This is a genomic window from Azospirillum sp. BE72, assembly GCF_031455875.1.
Taxonomy (GTDB): domain Bacteria; phylum Pseudomonadota; class Alphaproteobacteria; order Azospirillales; family Azospirillaceae; genus Azospirillum.
In genome coordinates this window covers 165016-189242 of the sequence record NZ_JAVDTO010000008.1, presented here as the reverse complement: position 1 = coordinate 189242, position 24227 = coordinate 165016, and the positions used below count along the sequence as shown (strand labels likewise).

Genomic DNA, 24227 nt, shown 5'->3' with positions numbered 1-24227 from the left:
TGGCGACCGGGGCGATCCGACCGGCCGGTAGGTCCGACGGGGTGACGGCGGGAATGGGCGCGCGTTTGGCGCGCCTCAATTCCCACCATGGTTCAGCCCCGCCGGTGGCTCGGTGCCTTTGCGCAGGCGGACGCCGACACCTTCGCCATTGCTGGGGATGAAGATGACGCCGGCCGCCTCGAGCGCGTCCTTCAGCGCCCGCAGAATGGCGGGTATGGGGGTGCGCCCGCCTTTCTCGAAATGCGTGATGGTGCGCAGGCTCACGCCGCTCGCCTCGGCGAGCTGCTGCTGGGTCATGTTCACCAGACCGCGGGCGGCGCGGCATTGAGCGGGCGTCAGATTCATGTGCCGGATGGTAGGCGGGTACGCAGAAAGCGCAAGGAGACGGAAAATGCGCTTGCGCTCTATACGCATAAGTGCGAAAAATGCGCACTCATCTGAACCGTCAGGAGCTCGGCTTCGCGTGGGTATGCCCCTGGTGTCCTGGCCGACAGGCCGTAGCCCCCATGCGAGTCGGCGCTGAAGCGACGCTGAGTGACCCGGCCGGAATGGAGGGGACCGATCATGCCACGGGAGACGCGCACGCCAAGATTGAGGACCAGCAAAGCATCACGTCACGCGGCCTTGTCCGCGGCGATCCGGGTGCTGGACGCCGCCCCGGACGGGAATGATGCGGAGCCCCTCCTCGTTCTCTGGAGGGAATGGCGGGCTGCCTTTCCTCTGTCGGAGCATCTCTGCCGTGAGGCGCAACGGCTGGAACGTCACCTGATCGGCCGCATCGGCTTGCCGACCGTCGAGATCCCGATGAGCGATCCCGAACGGCCGATGGTCCGGGCAACGGATCCGCGCCAGATCGACCGGGTGCTGGGCACGGACCCGGTGACATTGGCGCAACGCCGCCGCCTGAAACGCGCTCTGGGGGCGGCGCGTGCCCGTTGGAACGCCGAAGCCGCCGCCTGTGGGCTCACCGCGGTTATCCGGTCGGAGGTTGCCGCCGACCACCGCGTCGATGAGCTGCTGCGCATGGCCGCTGTGACGCCGGCCCACTCGCTGATGGGCGCGATTGCCAAGCTCGTCGTCATCGAGCAATGGGGAGAGCGGGAACCGGAGGGCGACGACCTTCCCTGGCCGTTTCTGCGCGGCGTGCTGTCCGACCTCGTCACCCTGGCGGTGGCGGAGCAGGAGCGTCCGACACTGTCCGGCTGAGCCGGTCGCCGCCCCTGTCTCAGAACGTTTCCGGCATGCGCAACCCCGATCCCCCCACCGACAAGCCGGACGCGTTGGTCGTCCGGTCCGGTGATTCGGTGGGGCGCGCGTAAGCTCCGCTTCCGGTGATTGCTGGCGGACGATGCGCGCATCGCAGCGTCCTCGGAGCCGTTCAACGCCAGCAGGATCCGGCGCACATGCCCCAAGCCGACATATGCTCGACGCCCGGCCATCTTCCGGCGTTGAATGCGGTGACCGCCCCATGCCCTGCATAGGCGTACGAACGCCGGTGCCGATGACACGTTGTCAGGCCTGATGGGCGCAGACACCGGAACTCAGCCATTATCTGTTGAATGGTCTTGCTTGAACCAGCCGTCGCGCTGTCCGTCGTCAGGCCTGTCTTTCGAATCCTTCCTTAGGCAGCCATCTCCTGATGTGGCGTCCAGTCCATCGGAACGGAGCGTCGATCAATGCAAGGCCGTCACGAAACAGCGCGTAATCGTAGTCTGGGTGCTCCGCATCCAGGACGCGATCATCCCCGCCGGCACCGAAACCGATCGGGTCGAAGGTCGGCAGTTCGAGCCGTTCGGGGCGCCGCTCACCGCCATCGCGGATCATGCCGCTGAGCGCGTCGAGGAACGACACGCAGGCTGTTTCCTCCATGACAAACCAGCCTGTCGGCGGTCCGCCCCGCGGTCTCCGGGCAAGCGTGTTATGCTCGATCCAGTCCCCTAGGGCCGGGTCATCCCAGTACATGTCAGGCCACCATCGTGGAAACAGCGGCCAGACGTAGGACGGACTCCCGAGATACCAGCGGCCCGCGTAACCGAATCTCAGGAACGTCACCGGGGCACGGTCGGCGGGCAGTTCACCAGATGCGCGAACCCAGTCGATCCAATCGACCACTTGGCTGGCGCCCATCAGGAGAAAATTCGAACGGTGCGTGGCAAGAGCGATCATGGTCGGCGTCGCCCCGGTGCCCGTGGGCGCTTGGAGAGCGGGCGGTGGTGGTGATTTCTTGCCGGGCTTTGGAATTCGTGTCTCGGCCAAGCTCAGGAATGCCCCCGCCGTTCCGGGCTTTGAACCGAATGCGATGGAATAGCCATGAACGACTTGGCCATAGGGCGATGTCTTTGCGAGATAGGGCTTTACCTGTCGCGCATATTTTCGTTTGGCCTGCGCGGCTACACTCTTGGCGGTTGCCTTGGCTGCGAACGACCCATGGGCCTCCGCCAGCACCACGCCATGTCCGTCCGCGTTTCCGCCGTCATAGATAAAGTCCGCGTGGGGGTCGAGCGTCCTGGACAAGCAGGCAGCATTGGCGCGCCACACATATCCCAGTGCGTTCATGTAAAGATCGGTGATGCCGGCGCCGACACGCGCGGCGAAGAGTGTTCTTTCGGTATCGGCCAGATCGTTGAAATCGGCCGACAGTTCGAAGACCGGGTCATCGGAGATCAGGCATTCCAGCTGGGCCAGGGCGCTCTTCTGCAGCCCTGCCAACAACCGGGGACGGGCCTCCCGCGTCGTTGCCGTTCTCGCTACCGCCGCCGCCAGCGCCATCGGGCCAAAGATAAGACTTGGCGTGGCATTTGGTGCAGTGAAGTGCAGCGATATCGGGCTTGGACCATGTCTGTGCCTGGTGTGGGTGGTCAAGCCGACTGCTTTATCGTTGCTCCACAACCCGGTCGTCGAAACCAAGGCGCTCATCCCACCCCCAATGCCCGCCGGATGCTGTTGCTTCGCTTGTGAAACATCGCGCTCAATCGTGCAATCATACCGCTTCAGTGTGCACGCCGGAATAGGTGAACGGTGCCGATGCGTGCTCACGCTGGACTGTTCGGCCGACTGCGGCCTGTAACCGGACGGTTGTGGTGGCGCCCGCACGGGCAAGCCCGCGCGCCGGGCTCTCGTGAATCGAGCCACCTGCGGTGTCTCGAGTCTGACGACCGTCGATCCCTGGCGCATCTCCCGCGACGTGCCTTCCTCCTGCAAGGGGGACGACGGCAGGATCCGGGTCCGGGTGCAGGGCGATCCCAACCGTGATGGGGCGATCGGTTTCCTCCGACGACACTCCGTCATCGTCAGCCTCCGGCACCTTACCCATGGCGACCGCTCGCCACCGGCCATTCCCTGTGCCTGAAGGTTTCAATCCACCGTGGCCGTTCGCGATGCTTCGTCGCTGTCCATGCGGACACCCGCGGCTTCGGAGGCCCGCCGGAGACTGCCCGGCACATAGCCCTGCGACGAGCCCTTGCCGAGTTCGAAGGAACGCACCGCCGACACCGACAGCGTCGCTTTCTCGGCGAGGGCCTCCTGCGACCATCCCAGTTGACGGCGGAAGAACCGGCACCGCTCCGGGGTAATGCATCCATCTCCGCCGAGCCGCTCCATCGGGCGACGCTACCACGGCGGGTGGGAGCCGTTCATGGTCCTTCTCCCAGGCCGAGGCCATGTGATCGGGGAACCGTGCCGTTTCCGGTAAGATTGCATCCGGCGTTGCGCTGCGGCGCCGTGAGCGGTGTCGTCTCCGGCGGAACGGCTCGCGGCTCGACCACGGCGGCCTTTCCTGCTGGCGACCCTGACGCCGGGTACGGCTGCGGGGCAGCCCGACCTCGATCCCGCAACGGCCGGGGGCCGGCCTTCTTCCCCGCCGTGCCCGGCTGCGCCTGTGCGCGGCTTCCTCGCGCGACAAGAAGCCCGGCCCCCGGCCGTCCTCCGCTGCGCTGCGGCCCTTGCGCGTGCAGGCCGGTCGCCCGGCGCCCTTGTGATCGCCATCAAGGCCGCGGTGGTCGCGGCCGACCCCCGCAGGAGGCGACCATGGCTCAGATCGGTACCTTCACCCGCAACGACGACGGCTCCTTTACCGGGACCATTCGGACGCTCACCCTCAACATCAAGGCCCGCTTCGTCCCGGCCGCGAAGGACAGCGACAAGGCTCCCGACCTGCGCGCCCAGAGCAACGGGATCGAGATCGGCGCCGGCTGGCGCAAGACCGCCAAGGAAACCGGCCGCGACTACCACTCGGTCAAGCTCGACGATCCGAGCTTCCCGGCTCCGATCTACGCCAGCTTAGTCGAGGTTGACGGCGGCTACGTCCTGATCTGGTCCCGCTGAGGCCGGCCACCGGTTGCGGCACTCCCCCGGGGCGCCGCAACCGGCTCTGGGCCATAACGGGCGTGCTGGAACGCGGCGAGCGGCTGGCGCTGGCGCTCATGATGGCCGTGATCGCCGTGCGACCGATCACGGGCCGAGATGGGGGAGTCCCGTGCTCCCGAAAGTCCGTCTGTCTCTTCGGACGTCCCAGCCTACCATGCCGGAGCGGCCCGCCTCGAGGACGAGCGGTTCCCCCAAAAGGCTGCGCCTTTTGGCTCCCCCGCTCGCCGGCAGGCCGGTCGCCTGTGGCGATCCTCGACCCGGACCGCTCCGGCATCGTGACGCCCCCTCGTCTTCAAAACCAGAGGAGGGGACGATGCTCACCATCCACGACCAAGTCCGGGAACTGCGGGCCGAGCTGGCATCCTGCGCCCTGACCCGCCGCGAACGCGCCCAGGCCCGGGCCGAACTGGACCAGCTCCTCGCCCGGCAGGCGAGGATGGACCGCGCCGCCGATGCGGCGGTGTTCATCGGGGAGGCGCCGCCCGCTTGAGGCGGCGCCGTGCGTCGCGGCCAAGAGCCTCGTCGTGTGGCCGGAGGACGCCTGCCGGCGCGCTCTGTTTCGCCATGCGTCTGTCCGGCGCTGCGCCGGTGATCCTCCGCCCTTCTGCCGGCCGCCGTCATCGGGCGCACGGCTCCTCTCCTGTCCGGATTTACGGGAAGCCGGCGGTCCATATATCCGGCTTTCCACTGATCCGGACTTCCGCCGATCCGGAAATCCGGGCTCCCGAGAATACGGCAATGCACCTCGGCCGCAGTCCGGATTTGGCCGGCATATGCCTAAAAAGACACGCACCTCTCCCGGAAACCGTTGGCATTGCCAACCCTTCACCCCCAAAAGCAATGATGGCGGAAACGTGGCGTCCTACCCACGTATGTCGTCACGCACCGCCATCGCCGTCCCGGGTGGGGCCGGCCAGTTCGGAGAGGAAGGGGTGATCGGGGGGCAGCGCCAGCAGATCGCCGGGGAGCACCTTCAGCGCCCGCGCCAGCCGGCCGAGCGTCACCACGCTCGCCTTGTGCTCGGCCCGCTCGATCTGGCCGACGTAGCTGCGGTCGATGCCCGAGATATGCGCAAGCTCCTCCTGCGTGATGTCGCGCTCACGCCGCAGGCGCCGGATGTTCGCGGCCAGGATGTCGGGCAGGTCCTCCATCGCCAGGATGGAGCCCCATTGCGGGGAAAGTCTCCACGGGATACATCTACCATTCCGACGCGGGCCCCCGGCTGCCGAGTGGTCTGCATGGCTGAACGGAAAGGAGGCTGCGCATGAGGAAGCCGCGCATCGACGCGCCGGTGTTCGACGTGGCGCCCACCAGCGAGACGCTGACCGACTACGACCGGCTGCATCTGGTGACCTACCTGCGCCTGCTCGACGCCGCGGCGGACGGCGCCGACCCCGACGAGGTCGCCCGGATCGTGCTGCGCATCGACCCGGACGAGGAGCCCGAGCGCGCCCGGCGTGCCCACGCCAGCCACCTTGCCCGCGCCCGTTGGATGACCGAAAGCGGCTACCGCCACCTGCTCGTTTCAGGTTAAGCCGCCATTGCCGTCCGGCGCGTCCGGCAGTGCCGAACGCCGCCTTGACGGCTCTTTTCCTGTCCGATCAAGCGCTTCCTCCCCTTTCGATCGGGGTGTGCCGGTTGCATCGATCCCCCGATACGCCGCACCGGCCTACCGGCGCGTTCGGCCCTTCGCAACCTGAGCGTTTGGATGCGCATCCGTCCCTTCATCCATGACGAGGACGGTTTCATGACAGGCACGAGAGACTGGCGGTCCGCCGCCGCTTACGCCGACACGGCGTCGCTGCCGGTGGCGGGCTGGGCGTGGGAGTTCCTGCGCCGCAATCCGGAGTACAGGGCCGCGACGCGGGCCGCCGCGCCGCGCTCGCCCGAGCACGCCGCCGTCGGTCGGCGCTGGGGGTTGTCCTTTCGCCGAGGACCCGGACCGGACCGCCCACGACACGGCGATCTTCTGGACGCCGGACCTGCTGCCGGACCTGGTGCGGCTGGTCCCGGTTCCCATGCAGCCGATCCCCGTGGCTCCGGACGCTGATCCGCTGGCCGGGCCGGGGCGGCGGGCGGTGCTGCCGACCCCGGACGGTTTCCACGTGGTGATCGCCGACGGCGCCTGCGAGCGGCGGTTTCTGGTCCTGGCGCCCGACCTGCCGGCACCGGGAACGGCGATGTGGGCCGCCGTGGCGTTCGACCGGCCGCGGGCGCCGCAGGTCGCCGGGATCGAGCGGCTGGCGGCGCTGATGGCGGGCCGGCCACCGCCGCCCGAGCTGACGCCGTACCAGACGGGTCTGCTGCGCCACGCCCTGCAGGCGCTCGACGCCGCCCTGGCCGGCGCCAGCCTGCGCGACACCGCCGAGGCGGTGTTCGGTCCGAAGCGGGTGGCGGCCGACTGGTTTCGCTCCAGCCCCCTGCGCGACCAAGTCCGCTACCTGGTCCGCCGGGGCCGGCGGCTGATGGCCGGCGGCTACCGCGAGCTGCTGGCCGGCCGCCTCGGGCGCGGCCAGCGGTAGACCGCCGCAGGAAGGGGCCGGGGGACTCCGGCCCCGCTGGTCTTTCCCCTCCCCGGCGTTTCCGTGTTTCCGCGAGCCTTCCGCCATCGCGCCCCGCCGCTCCCGGCGGTGCGCTTCGGCTCACGGAGGCTCGACCATGCACGACACCGCCGACGACCTGCCGCACCGTTTCCTGCGCACGGCCGAGGCCGCGCACTTCCTCGGCCTGTCCGGCCGGACGCTGGAGAAGCACCGCGTCTACGGCACCGGCCCGCGCTACCGCAAGATCGGCGGCCGCGTCGTCTACGCGCTCGACGACCTGAAAGCCTGGGCCGACCGCGGCCTGCGCACCTCCACCTCCGACCCCGGCGCCGGCGCCGTGCGGCCGGCCCGCCGCTGAGGGGAGGGGAGCATGGACGACCCTCGCTTTCCCGCCCGCCGCACCGACATCGCGGTGCGCGACGTGGCCGACCTGATGATCTGGCCGTGGTTCAGCCTCGCAAAATCGCCACGCCACGCGCCCATCGTCTTCGAGCAGGGGGCGGTGCGCATCCGGGTCGAGCCGGCCGGCGGCCTCGGCATCGCCACCCTCTGGGACGCCGACGCGCTGGTCTGGGCGGTCAGCCAGCTGACCGAGGCCCTCGACGCCGGCCGGACGCCCAGCCGGCATCTGGAAACCCCGGCGTATCCGCTTCTGCGCTTCCTCGGCCGCGGCGTTGGCCGGCACGACTACGCGCTGCTGCGCGCCGCCTTTGACCGGCTGGCGGCCACCCGCGTCGAGACTACGCTGCGCGCCGGGCCGGAGGGGGCGGCCCGTTTCCGCTGGCTGGAGGGGTGGGAACCGACCGCGGCCGGCGTCCGCCTGACGCTGCCGGAGTGGCTGTTCACGGCGGTGTGCGAGCGTCGCGTGCTGACGCTGGACTCCAGCTATTTCGACCTCACCGGCGGGGTGGCGCGCTGGCTGTACCGGCTGGTGCGCAAGATGGGCGGCCGGCAGCACGGCGGCAGCGCCATCGGGTTGCGCCGCCTGCACGCCCGCAGCGGCAGTCCGGTGCGCCTGGCCGAGTTCGCCCGCCACATCCGGCGGATCGCGTCCACCGGCCTGCCGGGTTACCAGCTGTCCATCGAGCGGGGTGGCGGCGAGGAACGCCTGCTGTTCTCCCGAGAACGGACCGCCGCGAACCTGTCCACAGCCTCCTGTGGACAGCCTGTGAATGATGACGGGACATCACATCTATCGGAAATCGGGAGATCGCCATGCCGACTCGCGGGAGAACGCCACCCCGACTCGGAGTCAAGCCCTTGTCCCGCCTCACCGATTCGCCCCTATAACTTATATAACTTAAACAATAACAGACTCTTGGCGGCTGACTCCACGAATCCTCTCCCTGTGGATAACCATCTCCAGACGGGGAGGGCGCGGCGATGATCGTGGCCTTCCTCAACCAGAAGGGGGGTGTCGGCAAGACGACGCTCGCCCTCCACCTCGCCGGAGAACTGACCCGGCTTGGCCATCGCGTGCTGCTAGTCGACGCCGATCCCCAGGGCTCGGCGCTCGACTGGGCCGAGCAGCGCAACCGCGAGGGGCTGCCGCGGCTGTTCGCCATGGTCGGGCTGGCGCGCGAGACGCTGCACCGCGAGGTGCCCGACCTGGCCTCCGGGGTCGAGCACGTGGTCATCGACGGGCCGCCGCGGGTGACGGCGCTGGCGCGCTCGGCGATCCTGACCGCCGAGCGGGTGCTGATCCCGGTGCAGCCCAGCCCGTTCGACGCCTGGGCTTCGGCCGAGCTGCTGCGCCTGCTCGACGAGGCGCGCGGCTGGCGGCCCGGCCTGACCGCCCGCTTCCTGCTCAACCGCTGCATCGCCCGGACCCGGCTGCTGGCCGAAGCCCGCCGCGAACTGGCCGGGGTGGTGCCGCCGGCGATGGCGGCGTCGGTCGGCCAGCGCGTCGTCTTCGCCCGCTGCGTGCGCTCCGGCCGGCTGGCCTTCGAGAGCGAGCCGGGTTCCACGGCGGCGCTGGAGATCGCGGCCCTGGCCGCCGAGCTGCTGGGAACCGGGCCATGAGCGCGGAACGGATCGGCTTCGGCGCCCGCCCCGGTGCGCCCGACGCCTGGGTGCGCCGGGGCGAGGGCGGGCCGGCCAAGGCGGAGGTCTACACCGCGCGGCTGACGGTGGACATCACACCGGAGCTGCGCGGGCGGATCAGGATCGCCGCTTTCCGGCGCGGCGTCACCATGGCGGCGCTGCTGCGCGAGCTGCTGGAAGCCCGCTTCGCCGGGGAGGAGGGGCGATGATCGCCGCCCTGGTGAACCTGGCGCCGGGGGTGGGCCGCACCACGCTGGCGGTCAACCTGGCCGGCGAGTTGGCCCTGCAAGGCAAGCGGGTGGCGCTGCTCGACGTCGATGGCGCTTCGGGCGTGCGGGACTGGGCGGGAATGCGCGGGCGCAACGACCTGCCGGCCCTGTTCGACACCGTCACGATTACCAGCGCCCAGTTGCGCTGCGGGCTGTGGGGGCTGGGCATCAGCGTCGACCACGTGGTCATCGACACCCCGGCCCGTTCGCCGGCGGCGGTGCGGGCGGCCCTGCTGGTGGCGGAGACCGTGCTGATGCCGACGCCGCCGGACCGGAAGGCGGTGGGGCGCTGTGCCGCCACCATGCAGCTGGTCGTCGAGGCGCTGGCGGCCGAGCCGGCGTTGACTGCGGCCCTGGTGCTGACCCAGGCGCCGGAGAGCGTGCTGGTCGAACCGGGGACCGAGGCTCAGGTGCTGGGCCTGCGCCTGCCGGTGTCGGAGGCGGTGGTGCGTCGGCGGATGGTGTTCGCGACGAGCCGGAACACCGGGCTGCTGGTGCCGGAGTTGGAGATGGCCGGGCGGGCCGAAGCCGACGTCCGCGGTCTCGTCTCGGAGGTCTTCGGCCTGGGATCGGTCCCGGTGGCGGGCTGATCGGGCAGGGCAGCGGCCCGCTCCGTCTCCGGAGCGAAGCCGATCGCACTACGGCGTGCAAAGACAGGAAACCGGACAGGACGTCCAAGCTTTGGCGGGTTTACGTGAGGGTATGAGGAAGAAGAGAAATCAACGGTCAGCAAGATAAAAGAGCGTATGCAGCGGGATCGTCCGTCGTTGCTTTTCAATGGCTTGCCTGTATTCAGGAAGGTCTGTGGTATGCCGGTGCATACAGGCTTCGATATCCCGATAACCCCTCAGAATGATTGATGATTTTCTGCCGGCGGCGATATTTCTGTGACGCCACGACTTGGGTGGTGGCATGGGAGGGCAGGGCATGGGGCAGCGTTTCGGCCTCTTCGCGGGCATCCTCGACGATGACGGTTTCAAGGCGCGGATGAAGGCGTTGGCCGACCGCGGCCGCCGCCTTGCCCGCGCCTACACCCGCCGGCCGATGCAGAAGGTCCGCGTCAAGGGCGCGCCGCCGCAGGCCGGTCCCTACGCCCGCCCGGTCACCGTCAAGGTGCTCTACCACGACCGCGCCCGCGGCGCCTACCCGAACACCGTCGCGGTTCTGGCCAACTACCTGGCCAAGGAAGGCCCGCTGTTCGACCGCGACCGGCTGGGCATCGACACCGCCGAGATCGTGGACGCCTGGTTGGCCGACCGCCGGGTGTTCCACGTCATCGTCAGCCCCAACGACGGCCACCGCATCGACGACATGGTGTCCTACGGCCGTGATGTCGTTGCCGCCTGGGAGCGCCGGGTCGGCCCGCTGGAGTGGGTGGCCTCGGTCGAGCGCAAGCCTGACATGGCGCACCCGGACGGCAACCAGCACCTCCACATCATGGTGCGCGGCGTGCAGAACGACCGCGACCTCTACCTCGACCCGGACGTCGTCTCGCGCTGGCTGCGTCACGACGCCATCGAGGTCACCACCGACCGCCTCGGCTACATGACCGAGCGCGAGCGCCAGGACTTCGACCGCCAGCTCGTCGAAATGCAGCGGCTGCGCGAGCAGCAGCGCGGCCGCGAGGCCGGGCGTGACGATCTCCAGGACCTGGGAGGGCACGAGCTGTGACCGCTCCCATCGTCCGCTTCGGAACCCTGCTGCTGGTCTGGCTCGTTGCCCTGTTTGCGATCACCGAGCTGGTCGGCTGGCTGTTCGCCTGGCCGGCCGTCTTCGGCGGGTGGCGCGTCGGTCCGATCGCCCTGTACGGACCCGGCCAGTTCCTGGCTTGGCGCGGCCTGCTGGCCCCCGGCCACCGCTGGATCGTCGACGGCGCCACGCTGGTGTCGGGCGCCTGCGCGCTGGCCCTGGCGGTGCGCGCCGGCCTCGACCTCCGGGGAAACCGGGCCCATGGGTTCGGCGCCGGCCGCTGGGCCACGCGGACCGACGTCCGGCGCAGCGGCCTGCTGGGAGGGGGACGGCGATGACCGAACCCTCCGCCATCATCCTCGGCGCCTACGGCCGGGAGCCGCTGCGCGAGCGCACCATGCAGCCGGTCCTCGTCATCGGTCCGACCGGCTCGGGCAAGACCACGACGGTCGTCCATCCGACGCTGCTGGCGGCGTGGCGCGAGAGCGCGGTGGTCTGGGACTTCAAGGGCTCGGTCACCGAGGACACCAGCCGCGCCCGCACCCGCTTCGGCGACGTCATCGTGCTCGACCTCGCCCGGTCGGGCGGTCCCCGCTACAACCCGCTGATGGCGGTGCGGCCGGAGCCCTACCTCGTCCCCGACTGCCAGCACGCCGCGCGCATCCTCACCGAGGGCGAGCAGGAGGGGCACTGGCGCAACGCCGCCTTCTCCTACCTCACCGGCGTCTTCGTCTACCTGCTCACCGCGGCGGCCGACGGCGAGAAGTCGCTGGCCGGTGCGCGCCGGCACATCCTGCTCGGCGACGACGGGCTGGCGCTGATGCTGGCCGAGGGCGTCCACCCGACCGCCCAGCGCGCCGCCCAGGAGCTGTGGGACAAGAGCCTCGCCGCCGCCGACACCGCCGAGCGCGACGAAGCCGCCGGCAAGCCCAAGGGCGGGCGGGGCGGCGGCGCCGACAAGAGCCTGCACTACCGCAAGTCGGTCTACGTCACCGCCTCGGTGCTGCTCGCCGAGTTCGAAGACCCGGTGCTGGAAGCCCAGACCGCCGTCAGCGACTTCTCCATTTCCGACCTGGTGGCCGGCGAGCGGCCGGTCACCCTCTACATCGTCGCCCGCCCGCTCGACGCCCGGCGCCTGAAGCGCGTCTTCAAGCTGATCCTGACGCAGATGGTGGATTTCCTCACCATCGACCGCAGCCTGGCCGACGACGGCCGGGCGCGGCGCTGGCGGCTGCTGGTGGCGCTCGACGAGTTCCTGCAGTTCCACCTGCGCGAGGCGGCGGAGTGGATCAAGTACGTCCGCGAATACGGCATCCGCCTGCTGCTGCTGGCCCAGAGCCTGTCGGAGGTGGAGGAGGAGTACGGCCGCGGCCTCACCGCCAACTGCCGGCTGCTGGTCTTCCGCCCCAACTCCTCGGACGAGGCCGAACGGATCAGCCGCATGGTCGGCGAGGCCATCGAGGAGGTGCCGACGCGCTCGACCTCCAAGGGCCTGCTCGACCTGTTCCCCACGGTCAGCCGCGGGGTGCGGGTGGACCGCCGGCCGGTGCTGCCGATGCACGCGGCGTTGGAGATGGACGGCAACGACCTGATCGTCTTCGGCTACGGCAAGCCGATCCGCGCCACCCGCCTGCACCCCTACGCCGATCCGCTGTGGCGCCCGCTCTACGGCCGCACCGCGGCGGCCTGGACTCCCAACCCGGACGCCAACCGCTGGTTCGGCACGGGTCACCCCGCCGGCACGGCCGACCGCGCACCCGCTCCGCCGGCGCCGCGCCGTCCCGGCATACCCCCGAGGCTCTGGCCATGACCGACACCCCCGACGACCCGGCCACCCGGCCGATCTCCGCCCGCATCCCGGCGCTGCTGGCCGATCAGCTCGCCCTGGTGCAGACCCGCCAGGGGCTGCGCACGCTGAGCGATGCCCTGATCCATGTGCTCGACAAGGGGCTCGACGCCATCGCGAACGAGCGGGCGAAGACGGAGCGGCTGGAGGCCACCGTCGCCCGCATCGACGACCTGCTGATCACCGTGGTGGCGGTGCTCAACCTGGTGCACGATCTCGACCCGGCGGTGGTCGCCGAGACCAAGGCGGCGATCCACGAGCGGCTCGGCCATCCCCGCCGCACGGTGCCCAGCGTGCGCGACGGCTTCCACCCGAAGGAGGCCGGCGCCGGGGGGGCGCCATGACCGGGCCGGCGGGGTCCGATCCCGACCGTCAGGCCCTGCTGCTGGCGTCGCTGGGCCGGCTGCGGGAGGATCTGTTCGGCGACCTGCTGGCCCGCGACGACGTCGCCAACGTCCTGGTGCTGCCGCCTCTTCGTGGGCAGGGAAACTGCCGGGTGCTGGTCAAGAACGGCCCGTCGCCGGAGTTCGTGCGCGAGGCCGATCCCGACCAGGTCCGCCGCTTCTTGGCCACCGTCGCCGGCTTCCAGCGCAAGGAGCTGCGCCGCGACCGTCCGACGCTCGACGTCACCCTGCCGGAGACCGGCGAGCGCATCCACGCCGACATCGAGCCGGTCACCACCGGCCCGGCCTGCTCGATCCGCAAGCCCTACCGCGGCCGCATCACCCTCGACGACTGGGTGCGGTCCGGCGCCGCGACAACACTTCAGGCGCGGATCCTCCGCCGGCTGATCGCCGGGCGCCGCACGGTGGTGATCGCCGGCGACGTGGACACCGGCAAGACCACGCTGCTGCGCGCCTGCCTGGAGGAACCGGCCTTCCGGGACGGCCTGCCGGCGGTGCTCCAGGACCCCTACGAGTTCGAGCCGCCGTGCCCGCACGCCTACGCCATGGTCGCCGACCCGTGGGCCGAGCCGCCGGTCACCCTGGAGACGCTGGTCGCCAACGCGCTGCGCGTGCCGATGACGCACCTGGTGCTGGGCGAGGTGCGCCGGGCCGAGGCGCGGCAGATGGTGGTCGGCTGGACCACCGGGCATCCGGGGCTGTGCACCGTGCACGCCGGTTCCGCCTGGGACGCGCTCGACCGTATCGCGCAGATGGTCGGCCTCGGCGGCGTCGTCATGGACGCCTTGCAGATGCGCTGGATCGCCAAGGCGGTGCACGTGGTGGTGCACCTCGCCCGCTACCCCGACGGGCGCCGCTTCGTGAACGAGATCGTCCGGGTCGAGCGCTTCGACCCGGACCACGGCTTCGTCCTCCGTCCGCTGGGGGCGGGGGAGCTTGACGGTGGAGGTGACGATGCGACGCAACGGTAACGCGCGCCGGGGGCTGGTCCTGGCGCTGGTGCTGGCGTGGACGGCGCTGCCGGCGCACGCCCAGGTGATCGCCAACCTGGGCGCCGAGCTGCTGTCCTGGCAGGCGGTGTTCGACACCAACTTCGTGCCGATCGCCGTCACCGCCGGGCTGCTGCTGGCGCTGGTTGCGGCGATGTTCTCCCGCATCGCCGGGGTGGTGGTGTTCGTCTTCACCGTGGCCGGCGCCGCCGCCTACGGCGCCCGCGATGCCATCATTGCGTTGGCGGGGGGCTGAGGCATGGACTCCCCGCTGCCGCCGCCGTCCGTTCCCGACGGCTGGGAGAAGCCGGTGCGCCGCACCTCGGTGCGGCCGACCAAGATGCCGCTCGGCGTGCCCATGGAACTGCTGGCCATCGCCGTCTGGCTGGCCGCGGAACTGTGGCTGGCGCTGGGCGCCATCCTCCAGGCGGTGGCGGGGTTCCTGCTCGTCTTCCTGACGGCGCGCTACCTGACGCGCCGCGATCCCTGGTGGCTGGAGATCGTCCGCCAGAACGCCTCGGCCTGGCTGCTGCGGGCGCTGCGCACCCGCGGCCGCTCGCTGTCCCTCTCGTCCTACCGCGCCCCGAGGTGAGGCATGCTCGACCTGACCGCCTTCGACGACGGCTTCGACGCCCTGTCCCGGCACCTGCCGTGGGACTGCTTCGTCTGGCCCGGCGTGGTGCTGCTGGAGGAGGACGGCGCGCTGATGGCCGTCGTCGAGTACGGCGGCCGCGACCAGGACGGTCAAGACCCGGCCGAGCGGATGCAGACGGCGCTGGCTGCCGGCAACGTGCTGTTCCCCTTTACCGGCGGCTGGACCTTCCACTTCGAGATGCAGCGGCGCGAGGTCGGCGGCTACCCGCGCTCCACCGGCTCGCACCCTGTCTCCGAGCTGATCGACGGCGAGCGCCGCGCCCGGCTGGACGGAACCGGGTGCCAACTGCGCACCCGCACCTTCGTGGCGATCACCTACACGCCGTCCCGGCCGACCACCCGCACGGTGGCCTCCTGGTTCACCCGCAACCCGCCGGAACGCGCCCGGCCGGATGTCATGCGCGATCACGTCGAGCCCTTCCGCCAACTGGTGCTCCAGTTCGCGTCCCTGCTCGGCCGCGCGGTGGGGTGGGCGCGCATGCTGGACGATGACGGTGTGCAGACCCTGCTGCACAACTGCGTCTCGCCGCTGTACCAGCGCCACGTCACCGCCCCCGACCTTCCGGGTTTTCCGATCAAGGCCAACCTCGTGGACGTCGGCTTCAAGCCCGGCTCGTTCCCGGCCTGGAGCAACGGCGGGACCGAATGGCCGGTCCGCATGATCGGCATCGGCGGCTACCCCAAGGTCAGCCACCCCGGCCTGCTCAACGTGCTCGACAAGCTGCCCTTCGAGTTCCGCTGGTCGGTGCGCTTCGAGGCGATGGACCACGTCCAGGCGCGCGGCGTCTTCGCCGCCCTGTGGCGCAAGCACGACGACACCTCCTACGACTGGCGTTCGGTGCTACTGCGTGCGGTCGGCGGCTATGCCGCCCTGCGCCACGACCCGGTCGGCGTCATGGAGGCGCTGGAGGCCGAGGCCGCCCGCCTGGAAGCCGAACAGGCCGGCACCAGCTCCGGCTGGATGACGCCCACCGCCGTGCTGTGGGGCCGCTCGGTGGAGGAGGTCGAGGAGCGCCGCGACGAACTGGTGAAGGCGTTGCGCACGCTGGGCTTCACCATCATCGAGGAGACCTGGGGCGCCGAGCGGGCGTGGTACGGCACGCTGCCCGGCCACGTGCGCCCGAACCCGCGCAAGGTGCCGCTGACCCAGGTCCAGCTTGCCGACTTCCTCATCCTCTCCTCGGCCTGGGGCGGGCCGGAGCGCAACCCGCACCTCAAGTGCGATCCCCTCATGCAGTTGGAGGCCGAGGGCGGCACCCCGTTGATGGTCGACATCCACCAGGGCCAGGACGGGGCGGCGCTGGTGATCGGCCCACCGCGCACCGGCAAGTCCACTGTGCTGGCCTTCATGGGCCACCAGTTCCTCGCCCGCGTGCCGGGCGCCCGTGTGGTGTGGATCGATGTGGACGCCACGGAGAGCACGTCGCTGGTGGCGACCTGGACAGCCGGCGGCGAGTTCCTGTCCATGGGCTCCGGTGACGGGGCGCTCGGCGACCTCGCCTTGCAGCCGCTGGCCGACGTCGACACCTCCAACGGCTTCGCCTGGAGCCACGGCTTCGTCATGGACCTGCTGCGCCTCCAGGGCGTCCTGGCGCCGGGCAACCTGTCGGCCGCCGAGGCCGGCGACGCAGTGGACGCAGCGCTTCACCTGCTGGCCGTCTCGCCGCCGTCCGAACGCACGCTGTCGCACCTTGCCCATCTGGTGCAGGACAACATCGTCCGCATCGCGCTGGAACCCTACTGCCGCGGCGGCCCCTACGGCGACCTCGTCGATGCGGCGGAGGACCGTTTCCTCGGCTCGGCCTGGACCACGGTGGACATCGGCGCGCTGATCGACCGCGGCCCCGGCGCCGCCCCGGTGATCAAGGCGCTGTTCCGCCGCTTCTACCGGCTGTTCGAGGACGGCCGGCCGACCCTGTTCCTGGTGGACGAAGCGTTCAAGGCGCTGAAGCACCAGCCGGCCGAGCTGGACGAACTGCGCCGGCGCGGGCCGAAGAAGAACGTCGCCCTGGTGCTGGCCACCCACCAGCTCGACGACATCGAGGGCTCGGCCATCGCGGCGATGCTGAAGACCATCCAGGTCCTGGTGCTGCTCGCCGACCCCAACGCCGCCAAGCGCTCCATTCTCCGGGACTGGGGACTGAACGCCACCCAGGCCGCTCAGGTCGCCCGCGCCATGCCGCGCCGCGACCTCTTCTTCAAGACGCCCGAGGGCAGCCGGCTCGGTCAGCTCACCCTCGATCCCGCCGCCCTGGCCGTCTGCGGCTGCGGCGGGGCGGCTCACAAGCGCCGGGCCTTCGAGCTGAGGAGCGACGTCGGGCCGCAGCGCTTCGCCGCGGAATGGCTGCGCCGCAACGGCCTGAAGGACGCCGCCGACCCCCTGGAGACGATCCATGAAGGAGAAATTCCATGAGGACCAGCACCCTGCGCGTCGCCACGGCGGCGCTCGCCCTCACGGTCGGCCTGACCGCCGGCCCGCCTCCGGCCCACGCCTTCCTGGGCGGGCTGCTCAACAGCTTCTTCGGCGGTGGCGGCGGAGGAGGCTGCTTTTCCGAGGAGGGCGACGGGCTGTTCGGCACCGCGCTGTCCGCCGTCGCCGGCTACGTCACCGGCGGTCCGGTGGGCGCCGCCGTGGGGGCCGGCTCCAGCCTGATGGGGAACGGCGGCTCCCAGGCGCCCGGCTGCCCGATCGTGGAGAGCCGGCCGCGCATCGTCGAGGAGATGGTGCAGCGCCAGGAGGTCGAGATCATCGCCCAGACCGCGCACATGCTGACCCAGATCGACAACATGATCCGCATGCGCCGGCTGTCGGACCTCGACACCCGCGTCGACGTGGCCGTCCGGCTCGGCGACGCCCGCCGCACCGCCGGCCTGGTGGACCGGGTGCTGTGGAGCCTGGACGGCGTCGGGCAGCAGTTCGCCGACCTCTACCCCGACGCCCTGCCGGAGGGCATGTCCGCCGCGGCGCTCGCCGGCCACCAGGCCGAGCAGGCGCGGCTGGCGCGGGACGCCAGCCGGGCGAGCAAGCTGGTCTCGGCCGACGTCATGACCGGCATCGAGGACTACCCGGCCCGCGCCCGGGCGCTGATGGCGGCGCTGAAGGCGTGCGACGGCCAGACCTGCGCCATCGACGCCGGCACCCAGGCGACGCTGCTCAACGCCGAGGTCGCCGGCCAGCTGCTGATGATGCAGGCGGCCCACCACCGGGCGGCGGAAGCCCAGCTCGACTACGAGCAGGCCGCCGTCGAGCGCGCCCGCCAGCACACGCGCATCAACTGGCGGGGCCTCGACACCTACGGCGCACCGGGGAGCTGAGCCATGGGACTCCGGCACATTCTCCTCGCTCTCGGTGCGATGCTGGTCGTCAGCGTCATCGGCGCTGTGGCTCTGGTCCTCTACGTCCGCTCCGACACGGGAGCCTCGGCCCTGGAGCGGCTGGAGCGCAGCAACCCGGCCTGGGAGGGCATCGGCCGGTATGAGCGGCCGGTGCCGGCCCGCTCTGTACAGGAGTGACCGGCCATGGACGTCAGCGCCCTGTCGGTCGTCCTGCACCAGCTCACCGCCGCCGTGGTCACCGGCCTCGGCCTGCTCGGGCCGGACGTGCGGACGGCCCTGCGCCTGCTGATGATGCTGTCCTACACCCTGGCCCTGCTGCTCTGGTTGTTCGAGGGCAAGGCGGCGGTGCACGGCCCCTTCCTGCGCATGCTGTTGAAGTTCGCCGCCATCGGCGCCCTGGTCGAGTGGTTCCCCGCCGGCTCGGCGGCCCTGATGCAGGCCGCCGCCCAGCAGGGGCTCAACCTCGTGCCGGGCGGCGGCTTCGCCCTCGACGATCCCGGCTACATCGCCCACCTCGGCATCCAGGCGGTGATCCCACTGATGCAGCGCGTCAAGGAGATGCTGGGGCCGGTCGATTTCTTCCTGAACTTCGTCGAGATCGTTATCTTCCTGCTGGCCGCGCTGGTGGTGATCGTCAGCTTCTGCATCCTGGCGATCCAGGTGTTCCTCGCCTTCCTGGAATACCGGCTGCTGTCGCTCGCCGCCTACTTGGCGATCCCCTTCGCCGTGCTCGGGCCGACCAGCTTCGTGGCCGAGCGCGCCATCGGCTACATCGCCGCCACCGCGCTGAAGCTGCTGGTGCTCGGCTGCGTCATCGCCATGTGCAGCGCCACGCTGCTGGGGTTGACCTTCCAGGGCACGCCAACCCTGGCCCAGGCCTTCGGGGTGGCGGTGCTGGCGGCGGCCATCTTCGTGCTGGCCATCAAGGCGCCGCGCGCCGCCGCCGGCCTGGTGAACGGCGGCCCGGTGATGGACGGCATGACGGCGCTGGCCGCCCTGTGGACCGCCGGCTGGCTCGGCATGCGCACCATGGCCGGGGCGGCGGCCGCCACCACCGGGACGCCCGGCAGCCTTGCCGTGGGGGCCTCGGCGCTGTGGAGCGGCCTGCGTCATGTGACGACCGGGGTGGCTTCGTCCGTCGGCAGCACCGGCGGGACCGGGGGCGGCGCTGGTGGCGGGTCCGGCAATGGGTCCGCCGGCGCCTCGGCCGGGCGCCGCTACCCGGCCGGCCGTTTCGGCGGGTCCCGCGCTTCGGCCTCGCGCGGCAGCGGCTGGGACAAGCCGATGACCGACGCCCAGCGCGGGGAACTCGACCGCCTCGCCGCCGGCCGCACCGTCGACCCCGACCTTACCCGCGGGCAAGCCAGCCGGCTCATCGAACGCTGGGGCGGCGAAGACTCGTGGCTGCGCCGCACCGCCTCCAACGCCACCGAACGGCCGCAGGACCCGCCGGGTAGGACGCCCGGAACGGATCGACGCGCCGACGACAAGGAGACCGACCCGTCATGAAGGAGCGCGTCGTCAACGTCTACGACCCGCCACCGGCGGCCGTGCCCGACAGTGCGAAGTACCTCGCCGCCATGACCTACCGTGCCAGCCGCGAGGCCAAGGCGTTGCGGCTGAAGCGCTGGACCTTCGCCCTGGCCGTGCTCGGCCTGTCCTGGGGCTCGCTGATGACCTGGGACAACCTGCGCATCGCCGGCCGGCTGGTGGAGATCGCCCGGTACAAGCCCGTGTACCGGGTGGAGCAGGAGATGGACGGCCACCAGCGCCTCGTGCTGCTGGACAACACCCTCACCGTGACCAAGGGGGCCCGGATCAACGCCGTCCAGTGGTTCGTCCGCTGGCAGCGCCAGATCGGCACCGACCCGGTGATGCTGGCCAGGGACCGCGCCGCCGCCCGCGCCCGGCTGACCGGCGGGGCCGAGCGCAAGTGGGACGCCCTGCTGGCGGCCGACCTCGCCCCGGCCGAGGGTTGGACCCGCGACATTGCCGACATCCGCGTCCAGGAGCGCGAGGCCGACCCGAAAACGGGCACTTCCGCCTTCTACGTGGTGTGGACCGAGACGGTCTACCGCGACTTCAAGCCGCGGGCGAAGGCGATGATGAGCGCCGCCGTGGTCACCGTCGATGGTCCCTCGCGGGACGGCGCGCTCGACGGCGTGTCGATCTCCGGCTTCTCCGAGCCCAGCGGCACGCCGCTGAAGGCCGAGGCCAAGGAGCCGGCCAAAGCCCACCCCATCCCCCAATCCGAGACGATGGAGCCCCAGCCATGAGACTCCCGGTTTCCCTGCTGGCGCTGCCGCTGCTCGCCGCCTGCGCCACCGAGCCACCCTCGGTGCCGGCCGCCGGCCCCGCCACCCCGCAGCGCCCCTACACCCTGGCCGACCTGCACATCCCGTCGACGGCGATGGAGCGTGAGCCGACGGAGAAGGCGGGGCCGCGGCCGTCGCGGGCGCAGACCCGCAGCTGGGTCGGGCAGGCCAACGAGGCGGCCCTCGACCTGCCGACGCTGACCTGCTTCAAGGGCAAGAGCTGCGAATACTGGTACCAGCCCGACCTGCACTACCTCGTCTACATGGCCGAGGGGAACCAGACGCTGGTCTGCCTGAAGCCCGGCGAGGTGGTGCGCGACATCGTGGCGCCCGGCGCCCAGGTGTGGATTCCCCACCAGCCCTACAGCTTCGGCAAGGGCGCCCGGCGCACCGAGTGCATCGCCTTCATGCCCCGGCGTGCCGGCCTCAACCAGCAGATTTCCCTGTTCACCAGCGAGCGGAAATACGACCTGAACGTCGAGACCCACAAGCGGGTCCACCACGTCGAGGTGCGCTGGCGCTACCCCGAGGACTATCTCGCGACGCTGAACGGTCAGGCCACCGCCCTCCCGGCTGCGGCCGGCGACCGGCGGGACCGCACCACCGAGCTGGCCTATCGGGACCGGCGCTGCACCTACACGATGGACGGCGACACACCCGAGTGGCGGCCGGTGCCGACCCCCGACGGCCAGCCGCCGGTGTGCGACGACGGCGAGGTGACGATCATCAACTTCACCCCCGGTGCGCTTGGCGCCTACGGCGCGCCGATCCTCTGGCGCATCGGCGCCGACGGCACCCGCATCCCCGTCCAGTATGGCCGGATGAACGCCACCTACCGCGTCGCCGGCATCCACAACCACCTGCTGCTGGCGATCGGCGCGCAGGAAGTGCACATCCGGAGGACCCGCCCGTGACATCGGTCAATGACACCCCGCCGCCGCTGCCGCCCGATCCGCTGGCCCGCCACCGGGTGATCACCTCCGGTCCGCACGTCGTCCGCATCCTGCTGGTGGCGGCCATCGTGATCGGCCTGGGGTTAATTGCCTACATGCTGGGCCGCAGCCAGGGGGCCGGCGGACTGCCGAAGCTGTCCGTCGCCCTCGGCCCGACGCAGCCGGAGCCGCGGCTGCCCAGCTACGAGGACATGGCGCCCAAGCCGGTGCCGGTCCCGCCGCCGACGCCCCGCATCGAGAAGAGGGAGCCGGCCCCGCCACCCCGGTCGCAGGCCAAGACTGTCCCGAAGGAGGACGAACTGCGCAAGAAGGCGATGGAGGCCGGTGTCGGTGGCTGGAGTCGCAAGGAGGAGGGGACGACCGTCGCCTCCGCCCAGGCCGGGGTGTCGGACTTCGCCGCCGCCGGGTCCGACTGCCTCGTGCCGTCGGGCACGCCGATCCCCTTGCTCACAGTGAACCGAGTGGTGACCGAACGCGGCGGCATCGTCACGGCGCGGGTGACGCAGGACGTCTGGGACGCCGGTTTCGCCTGCTTGGCGGTGCCGGCCGGATCGGTGGTGACGCTGGACGTGGGCAGCGGCGTTAGCAAAGGTCAGAAGCGCATCGAGGTGGCCAACCCGGTGATCACCCGGCCTTGGCCGCGCAACGATACGGTCCGTGTCGCCGCCATCGGGACGGACAGCACCGGCGCGGCGGGGTTGGCCGGGTCGGTGGAGGTGCCGTGGCTCCAGACCGGGTTGCTGATCGCCGCCAGCACCGCGGTGGATGTTGCTGCGGCGGCGCTGACCGGCGGCGGCAGCCTGATCGGCGGCATCCTCGGACACAGCATTGACCGTCCGCTCGACAAGGCCGCCAAGGACCTGCTCGACCGGGCGCCTGTCATCACGCTCGACGCCGGCAAGCCGGTCATTCTGGTGCTGCGTGTTGCGCTTCGGGCGGATGAGTTTCGGTGGTGATTGGCGTGCGGGCCATGTCGAGGAAGCGTCGAGCCTGCACAGTTTGACCAGACGTCGGCCATGCAGCAGCGACGCCTACATAAAGTGATGGTCGGGTCGGTCGATGGATAATACCATCCCTTTCTCCCCCAAGTCCGCTGGCGGGTAGGGCGGTTAGTCCGAAGCCAGCGGCGACCAACGTCAGCCGCGACTCGGTATGTTGCATCGTGGCAGTGACTTGCGGTGAGATCTTCGCTGCTAGGCAACCTTCCAGCAACGACCGCGTGGCGGCATCCGGATCCTGACCGGCTTTGGAAATCACTGGCAATTCCGTCAACCAGCGGAGGTCGATCGATGGTTCGGACGCCAACGGGTGGGAAGTTGGTAGAGCGAGGTAAAGTTCCTCTTTCCAAAGTACTTCTGCGCTCTCGACGCCACAATTTATTGCAGTAATTGGAAATAAAGCAAGGTCTAGGAACCCTGAATTGAGCAATGATAGCAAATGAGCCGTCGATCCATCGATAATTATTATGCCACCATTGTGGTGATCTTGTCTATACTCACGCAATAATTCTGCTAATCGACGGGTAGTAACATCCGGAGTGATGCCAAGACGCAATGGAGCAGGGGTATCGACGGCGAGCTTAGCGATGTGGATGGCCCGGTCAAGAGCGGCCAGGACTAGACGAATCTCATTCAGAAAGGCGTCTCCTGCCCGAGTAAGGCGCGTCCCATTTGGGCTGCGTACGACCAGACTTGTACCCACATCGGCTTCAAGCGATCGAATTGATTGGCTAAGCGCCGGCTGACCCAAACCAAGCCTACGAGCTGCTTGGTGTAGGCTGCCAGTTTCAGCCAATACATTAAAGTGTTGGAGATGACGTAGATCCATTTCGATCTCTCAGCACGCAAAGAGTGGTATCGGGAAAGTAAAATTTCAAGTTGAAATAGAATATTATGGACGCACTATTCCTAAAAATTATTCCCATTATTTTTAGATGCTTGTGTAATTAGCCATGGTTCTAGGGCGTTTCCAGAGCCAAGCTGGCTGCCCAGGTCACGCTCCATCTACAGAGGACGTATTGTCACCAGACATGCCAACTTTTTTCGAACGACCTCTTACTGAGCGGGCCATGCCTCGATCACCAACGGAATCAGCAATGGCGTCAGCAGTCCGTTCAAGGCAATCCCGACTGCCGCGAACGCAGCGGCGAGTCCGTTGCGATGTGCAATCTGTGCAGCGGCGACACCGCTGCCGGCAACTCCTGCAGCCAGCCCATGAGCGCGCCAATCCTCAATCTGCAACCGCTGCAGGATGAAGCGCCCGACGGCGGTAGCAACGATGCCACCAGCAATTGCCATTCCGGCAGTCAGAGATGGGATACCGCCGATATCCTGGGCAACTGCCATGGCGATTGGTGTCGTCGCCGCTTTGGGAGCCATCGACATCGCAATGCTTCGAGTGCCGCCAAACAGCCAGACGCAGGCGATGCCGCTGGTTGTCGATGTCAATGCACCCGCGAGCAAGGCCAGACCGATCCCATGCAGGTTGCGGCGAACATGCGCGAGATTCCTTGCCAAGGGGACTGCCAGAGCGACGGTGGCGGGACCGAGCAGGAAATGGATGAACTGTGCGCCGGCGAAGTAGGTGGCATAGGGAGTGCCGGTCCCGATCAGCAGCGCTGCGACGATCGCGATGGCGATCAGAACCGGGTTGACGAGAGGTGATCCCTGGCACACGCGCTGCCCGCCGCAGCCGATCAGATACGCAGTAAGGGTAATCACGAGCCACAGCAGCGGGGTCGGCTCCAGCGGCGACCACACAGATTGTAAGTGGGGGAACATCACATTGTAAGTGGGGGAACATCACAGTGTTTCTCCTCAAT

At 69.7% G+C, this 24227-nt stretch carries 31 protein-coding genes; 25 read left to right on the top strand and 6 right to left on the bottom strand.

Features of this window, described 5'->3' with window-relative positions:
- Positions 1-75: 75 nt before the first annotated feature.
- On the bottom strand, positions 76-345 hold the full coding sequence (locus J2Y49_RS20250; RefSeq protein ID WP_200474811.1) for a helix-turn-helix domain-containing protein: 270 nt from the start codon (positions 343-345) through the stop codon (positions 76-78).
- Between the two features lie 279 nt (positions 346-624).
- On the opposite strand from J2Y49_RS20250, the gene J2Y49_RS20245 reads away from it, so the two are divergent.
- The gene (locus tag J2Y49_RS20245; RefSeq protein WP_310116731.1) at positions 625-1206 is read left to right on the top strand and encodes a hypothetical protein; all 582 of its coding nucleotides are present in this window, start codon (positions 625-627) and stop codon (positions 1204-1206) included.
- A 390-nt stretch (positions 1207-1596) separates the two neighbouring features.
- On the opposite strand, the gene J2Y49_RS20240 is transcribed toward J2Y49_RS20245, so the two are convergent.
- Both J2Y49_RS20240 and J2Y49_RS20235 read right to left on the bottom strand, forming a co-directional pair.
- Positions 1597-2862 carry a hypothetical protein gene (locus J2Y49_RS20240; RefSeq protein ID WP_310116729.1) on the bottom strand — a complete coding sequence of 422 codons (1266 nt, stop codon included), beginning with the start codon at positions 2860-2862 and terminating at the stop codon, positions 1597-1599.
- Between the two features lie 492 nt (positions 2863-3354).
- The gene (locus tag J2Y49_RS20235) at positions 3355-3600 is read right to left on the bottom strand and encodes a helix-turn-helix domain-containing protein (protein WP_310116728.1); all 246 of its coding nucleotides are present in this window, start codon (positions 3598-3600) and stop codon (positions 3355-3357) included.
- A 426-nt stretch (positions 3601-4026) separates the two neighbouring features.
- On the opposite strand from J2Y49_RS20235, the gene J2Y49_RS20230 reads away from it, so the two are divergent.
- Together J2Y49_RS20230 and J2Y49_RS20225 are read left to right on the top strand one after the other, a co-directional pair.
- Positions 4027-4323: a DUF736 domain-containing protein gene (locus J2Y49_RS20230; RefSeq protein WP_310116727.1), complete on the top strand. Its 297-nt coding sequence runs from the start codon at positions 4027-4029 to the stop codon at positions 4321-4323.
- Positions 4324-4678: 355 nt separating this feature from the next.
- Complete coding sequence (locus J2Y49_RS20225; RefSeq protein ID WP_310116725.1) at positions 4679-4855, top strand: hypothetical protein; 177 nt, start codon at positions 4679-4681, stop codon at positions 4853-4855.
- A 388-nt stretch (positions 4856-5243) separates the two neighbouring features.
- On the opposite strand, the gene J2Y49_RS20220 is transcribed toward J2Y49_RS20225, so the two are convergent.
- Positions 5244-5516, bottom strand: a complete 273-nt coding sequence (locus tag J2Y49_RS20220; RefSeq protein ID WP_310116723.1) for a helix-turn-helix transcriptional regulator — start codon at positions 5514-5516, stop codon at positions 5244-5246.
- Positions 5517-5629: 113 nt separating this feature from the next.
- On the opposite strand from J2Y49_RS20220, the gene J2Y49_RS20215 reads away from it, so the two are divergent.
- From J2Y49_RS20215 to J2Y49_RS20110, 22 genes are all read left to right on the top strand, one after another.
- The gene (locus tag J2Y49_RS20215) at positions 5630-5899 is read left to right on the top strand and encodes a DNA -binding domain-containing protein (RefSeq protein ID WP_310116721.1); all 270 of its coding nucleotides are present in this window, start codon (positions 5630-5632) and stop codon (positions 5897-5899) included.
- Between the two features lie 174 nt (positions 5900-6073).
- The gene (locus J2Y49_RS20210; protein ID WP_310116718.1) at positions 6074-6415 is read left to right on the top strand and encodes a transcriptional regulator domain-containing protein; all 342 of its coding nucleotides are present in this window, start codon (positions 6074-6076) and stop codon (positions 6413-6415) included.
- Positions 6384-6887, top strand: a complete 504-nt coding sequence (locus J2Y49_RS20205) for a DUF2285 domain-containing protein (RefSeq protein ID WP_310116716.1) — start codon at positions 6384-6386, stop codon at positions 6885-6887. The genes J2Y49_RS20210 and J2Y49_RS20205 overlap by 32 nt, the downstream gene beginning before the upstream one ends.
- 136 nt (positions 6888-7023) lie before the next feature.
- Positions 7024-7266: a helix-turn-helix domain-containing protein gene (locus J2Y49_RS20200; protein WP_310116714.1), complete on the top strand. Its 243-nt coding sequence runs from the start codon at positions 7024-7026 to the stop codon at positions 7264-7266.
- 12 nt (positions 7267-7278) lie between these two features.
- Positions 7279-8295 (top strand): replication initiator protein A, encoded by a 1017-nt coding sequence (locus J2Y49_RS20195; protein WP_310116713.1) that lies wholly within the window; start codon positions 7279-7281, stop codon positions 8293-8295.
- Positions 8292-8930, top strand: a complete 639-nt coding sequence (parA, locus tag J2Y49_RS20190; RefSeq protein ID WP_310116712.1) for a ParA family partition ATPase — start codon at positions 8292-8294, stop codon at positions 8928-8930. Before J2Y49_RS20195 ends, parA begins: the two co-directional genes overlap by 4 nt.
- The gene (locus J2Y49_RS20185; RefSeq protein WP_310116710.1) at positions 8927-9160 is read left to right on the top strand and encodes a chromosome partitioning protein ParB; all 234 of its coding nucleotides are present in this window, start codon (positions 8927-8929) and stop codon (positions 9158-9160) included. The genes parA and J2Y49_RS20185 overlap by 4 nt, the downstream gene beginning before the upstream one ends.
- On the top strand, positions 9157-9810 hold the full coding sequence (locus tag J2Y49_RS20180) for a chromosome partitioning protein (protein WP_310116708.1): 654 nt from the start codon (positions 9157-9159) through the stop codon (positions 9808-9810). Before J2Y49_RS20185 ends, J2Y49_RS20180 begins: the two co-directional genes overlap by 4 nt.
- Before the next feature lie 337 nt (positions 9811-10147).
- Positions 10148-10891: a hypothetical protein gene (locus tag J2Y49_RS20175; protein ID WP_310116707.1), complete on the top strand. Its 744-nt coding sequence runs from the start codon at positions 10148-10150 to the stop codon at positions 10889-10891.
- Entirely contained in the window at positions 10888-11247 is a 360-nt protein-coding gene (locus J2Y49_RS20170) for a hypothetical protein (protein ID WP_310116705.1), read from the top strand. Before J2Y49_RS20175 ends, J2Y49_RS20170 begins: the two co-directional genes overlap by 4 nt.
- The gene (locus J2Y49_RS20165) at positions 11244-12719 is read left to right on the top strand and encodes a type IV secretory system conjugative DNA transfer family protein (RefSeq protein WP_310116703.1); all 1476 of its coding nucleotides are present in this window, start codon (positions 11244-11246) and stop codon (positions 12717-12719) included. Before J2Y49_RS20170 ends, J2Y49_RS20165 begins: the two co-directional genes overlap by 4 nt.
- Entirely contained in the window at positions 12716-13099 is a 384-nt protein-coding gene (locus J2Y49_RS20160) for a hypothetical protein (protein ID WP_310116702.1), read from the top strand. The genes J2Y49_RS20165 and J2Y49_RS20160 overlap by 4 nt, the downstream gene beginning before the upstream one ends.
- A complete protein-coding gene (locus J2Y49_RS20155; RefSeq protein WP_310116701.1) occupies positions 13096-14130 on the top strand; it encodes an ATPase, T2SS/T4P/T4SS family in 1035 nt (344 codons plus the stop codon). Before J2Y49_RS20160 ends, J2Y49_RS20155 begins: the two co-directional genes overlap by 4 nt.
- Complete coding sequence (locus tag J2Y49_RS20150; protein WP_310116699.1) at positions 14114-14404, top strand: hypothetical protein; 291 nt, start codon at positions 14114-14116, stop codon at positions 14402-14404. Before J2Y49_RS20155 ends, J2Y49_RS20150 begins: the two co-directional genes overlap by 17 nt.
- A gap of 3 nt (positions 14405-14407) precedes the next feature.
- The gene (locus tag J2Y49_RS20145) at positions 14408-14740 is read left to right on the top strand and encodes a VirB3 family type IV secretion system protein (RefSeq protein WP_310116698.1); all 333 of its coding nucleotides are present in this window, start codon (positions 14408-14410) and stop codon (positions 14738-14740) included.
- A 3-nt stretch (positions 14741-14743) separates the two neighbouring features.
- Positions 14744-17215 carry a conjugal transfer protein TrbE gene (locus J2Y49_RS20140; protein WP_310116696.1) on the top strand — a complete coding sequence of 824 codons (2472 nt, stop codon included), beginning with the start codon at positions 14744-14746 and terminating at the stop codon, positions 17213-17215.
- Positions 17212-18117, top strand: coding sequence for a hypothetical protein (locus J2Y49_RS20135; RefSeq protein ID WP_310116693.1), 906 nt, complete (start codon positions 17212-17214; stop codon positions 18115-18117). The genes J2Y49_RS20140 and J2Y49_RS20135 overlap by 4 nt, the downstream gene beginning before the upstream one ends.
- A gap of 3 nt (positions 18118-18120) precedes the next feature.
- A complete protein-coding gene (locus J2Y49_RS20130; protein WP_310116692.1) occupies positions 18121-18315 on the top strand; it encodes a hypothetical protein in 195 nt (64 codons plus the stop codon).
- 6 nt (positions 18316-18321) lie between these two features.
- On the top strand, positions 18322-19647 hold the full coding sequence (locus J2Y49_RS20125) for a type IV secretion system protein (RefSeq protein ID WP_310116691.1): 1326 nt from the start codon (positions 18322-18324) through the stop codon (positions 19645-19647).
- Complete coding sequence (locus J2Y49_RS20120; RefSeq protein WP_310116690.1) at positions 19644-20414, top strand: hypothetical protein; 771 nt, start codon at positions 19644-19646, stop codon at positions 20412-20414. Before J2Y49_RS20125 ends, J2Y49_RS20120 begins: the two co-directional genes overlap by 4 nt.
- Positions 20411-21367, top strand: a complete 957-nt coding sequence (locus J2Y49_RS20115) for a TrbG/VirB9 family P-type conjugative transfer protein (protein WP_310116689.1) — start codon at positions 20411-20413, stop codon at positions 21365-21367. Before J2Y49_RS20120 ends, J2Y49_RS20115 begins: the two co-directional genes overlap by 4 nt.
- Positions 21364-22362 carry a TrbI/VirB10 family protein gene (locus tag J2Y49_RS20110; RefSeq protein WP_310116688.1) on the top strand — a complete coding sequence of 333 codons (999 nt, stop codon included), beginning with the start codon at positions 21364-21366 and terminating at the stop codon, positions 22360-22362. The genes J2Y49_RS20115 and J2Y49_RS20110 overlap by 4 nt, the downstream gene beginning before the upstream one ends.
- Here the strand turns inward: J2Y49_RS20110 and J2Y49_RS20105 are convergent.
- Together J2Y49_RS20105 and J2Y49_RS20100 are read right to left on the bottom strand one after the other, a co-directional pair.
- Complete coding sequence (locus J2Y49_RS20105) at positions 22313-23233, bottom strand: LysR family transcriptional regulator (RefSeq protein WP_310116687.1); 921 nt, start codon at positions 23231-23233, stop codon at positions 22313-22315. The genes J2Y49_RS20110 and J2Y49_RS20105 overlap by 50 nt on opposite strands.
- Positions 23234-23460: 227 nt before the next feature.
- Positions 23461-24186, bottom strand: a complete 726-nt coding sequence (locus J2Y49_RS20100; RefSeq protein WP_310116769.1) for an LrgB family protein — start codon at positions 24184-24186, stop codon at positions 23461-23463.
- Positions 24187-24227 lie beyond the last annotated feature (41 nt).

Coding starts and splice junctions, on each gene's coding strand:
- J2Y49_RS20250 (WP_200474811.1), bottom strand. CDS start 345: ATGAATCTGACGCCCGCTCAATGCCGCGCCGCCCGCGGTCTGGTGAAC.
- J2Y49_RS20235 (WP_310116728.1), bottom strand. CDS start 3,600: ATGGAGCGGCTCGGCGGAGATGGATGCATTACCCCGGAGCGGTGCCGG.
- J2Y49_RS20230 (WP_310116727.1), top strand. CDS start 4,027: ATGGCTCAGATCGGTACCTTCACCCGCAACGACGACGGCTCCTTTACC.
- J2Y49_RS20225 (WP_310116725.1), top strand. CDS start 4,679: ATGCTCACCATCCACGACCAAGTCCGGGAACTGCGGGCCGAGCTGGCA.
- J2Y49_RS20220 (WP_310116723.1), bottom strand. CDS start 5,516: ATGGAGGACCTGCCCGACATCCTGGCCGCGAACATCCGGCGCCTGCGG.
- J2Y49_RS20215 (WP_310116721.1), top strand. CDS start 5,630: ATGAGGAAGCCGCGCATCGACGCGCCGGTGTTCGACGTGGCGCCCACC.
- J2Y49_RS20210 (WP_310116718.1), top strand. CDS start 6,074: ATGCGCATCCGTCCCTTCATCCATGACGAGGACGGTTTCATGACAGGC.
- J2Y49_RS20205 (WP_310116716.1), top strand. CDS start 6,384: ATGCAGCCGATCCCCGTGGCTCCGGACGCTGATCCGCTGGCCGGGCCG.
- J2Y49_RS20200 (WP_310116714.1), top strand. CDS start 7,024: ATGCACGACACCGCCGACGACCTGCCGCACCGTTTCCTGCGCACGGCC.
- J2Y49_RS20195 (WP_310116713.1), top strand. CDS start 7,279: ATGGACGACCCTCGCTTTCCCGCCCGCCGCACCGACATCGCGGTGCGC.
- parA (WP_310116712.1), top strand. CDS start 8,292: ATGATCGTGGCCTTCCTCAACCAGAAGGGGGGTGTCGGCAAGACGACG.
- J2Y49_RS20185 (WP_310116710.1), top strand. CDS start 8,927: ATGAGCGCGGAACGGATCGGCTTCGGCGCCCGCCCCGGTGCGCCCGAC.
- J2Y49_RS20180 (WP_310116708.1), top strand. CDS start 9,157: ATGATCGCCGCCCTGGTGAACCTGGCGCCGGGGGTGGGCCGCACCACG.
- J2Y49_RS20175 (WP_310116707.1), top strand. CDS start 10,148: ATGGGGCAGCGTTTCGGCCTCTTCGCGGGCATCCTCGACGATGACGGT.
- J2Y49_RS20165 (WP_310116703.1), top strand. CDS start 11,244: ATGACCGAACCCTCCGCCATCATCCTCGGCGCCTACGGCCGGGAGCCG.
- J2Y49_RS20160 (WP_310116702.1), top strand. CDS start 12,716: ATGACCGACACCCCCGACGACCCGGCCACCCGGCCGATCTCCGCCCGC.
- J2Y49_RS20155 (WP_310116701.1), top strand. CDS start 13,096: ATGACCGGGCCGGCGGGGTCCGATCCCGACCGTCAGGCCCTGCTGCTG.
- J2Y49_RS20150 (WP_310116699.1), top strand. CDS start 14,114: ATGCGACGCAACGGTAACGCGCGCCGGGGGCTGGTCCTGGCGCTGGTG.
- J2Y49_RS20145 (WP_310116698.1), top strand. CDS start 14,408: ATGGACTCCCCGCTGCCGCCGCCGTCCGTTCCCGACGGCTGGGAGAAG.
- J2Y49_RS20140 (WP_310116696.1), top strand. CDS start 14,744: ATGCTCGACCTGACCGCCTTCGACGACGGCTTCGACGCCCTGTCCCGG.
- J2Y49_RS20135 (WP_310116693.1), top strand. CDS start 17,212: ATGAGGACCAGCACCCTGCGCGTCGCCACGGCGGCGCTCGCCCTCACG.
- J2Y49_RS20130 (WP_310116692.1), top strand. CDS start 18,121: ATGGGACTCCGGCACATTCTCCTCGCTCTCGGTGCGATGCTGGTCGTC.
- J2Y49_RS20125 (WP_310116691.1), top strand. CDS start 18,322: ATGGACGTCAGCGCCCTGTCGGTCGTCCTGCACCAGCTCACCGCCGCC.
- J2Y49_RS20120 (WP_310116690.1), top strand. CDS start 19,644: ATGAAGGAGCGCGTCGTCAACGTCTACGACCCGCCACCGGCGGCCGTG.
- J2Y49_RS20115 (WP_310116689.1), top strand. CDS start 20,411: ATGAGACTCCCGGTTTCCCTGCTGGCGCTGCCGCTGCTCGCCGCCTGC.
- J2Y49_RS20105 (WP_310116687.1), bottom strand. CDS start 23,233: ATGGATCTACGTCATCTCCAACACTTTAATGTATTGGCTGAAACTGGC.
- J2Y49_RS20100 (WP_310116769.1), bottom strand. CDS start 24,186: ATGTTCCCCCACTTACAATCTGTGTGGTCGCCGCTGGAGCCGACCCCG.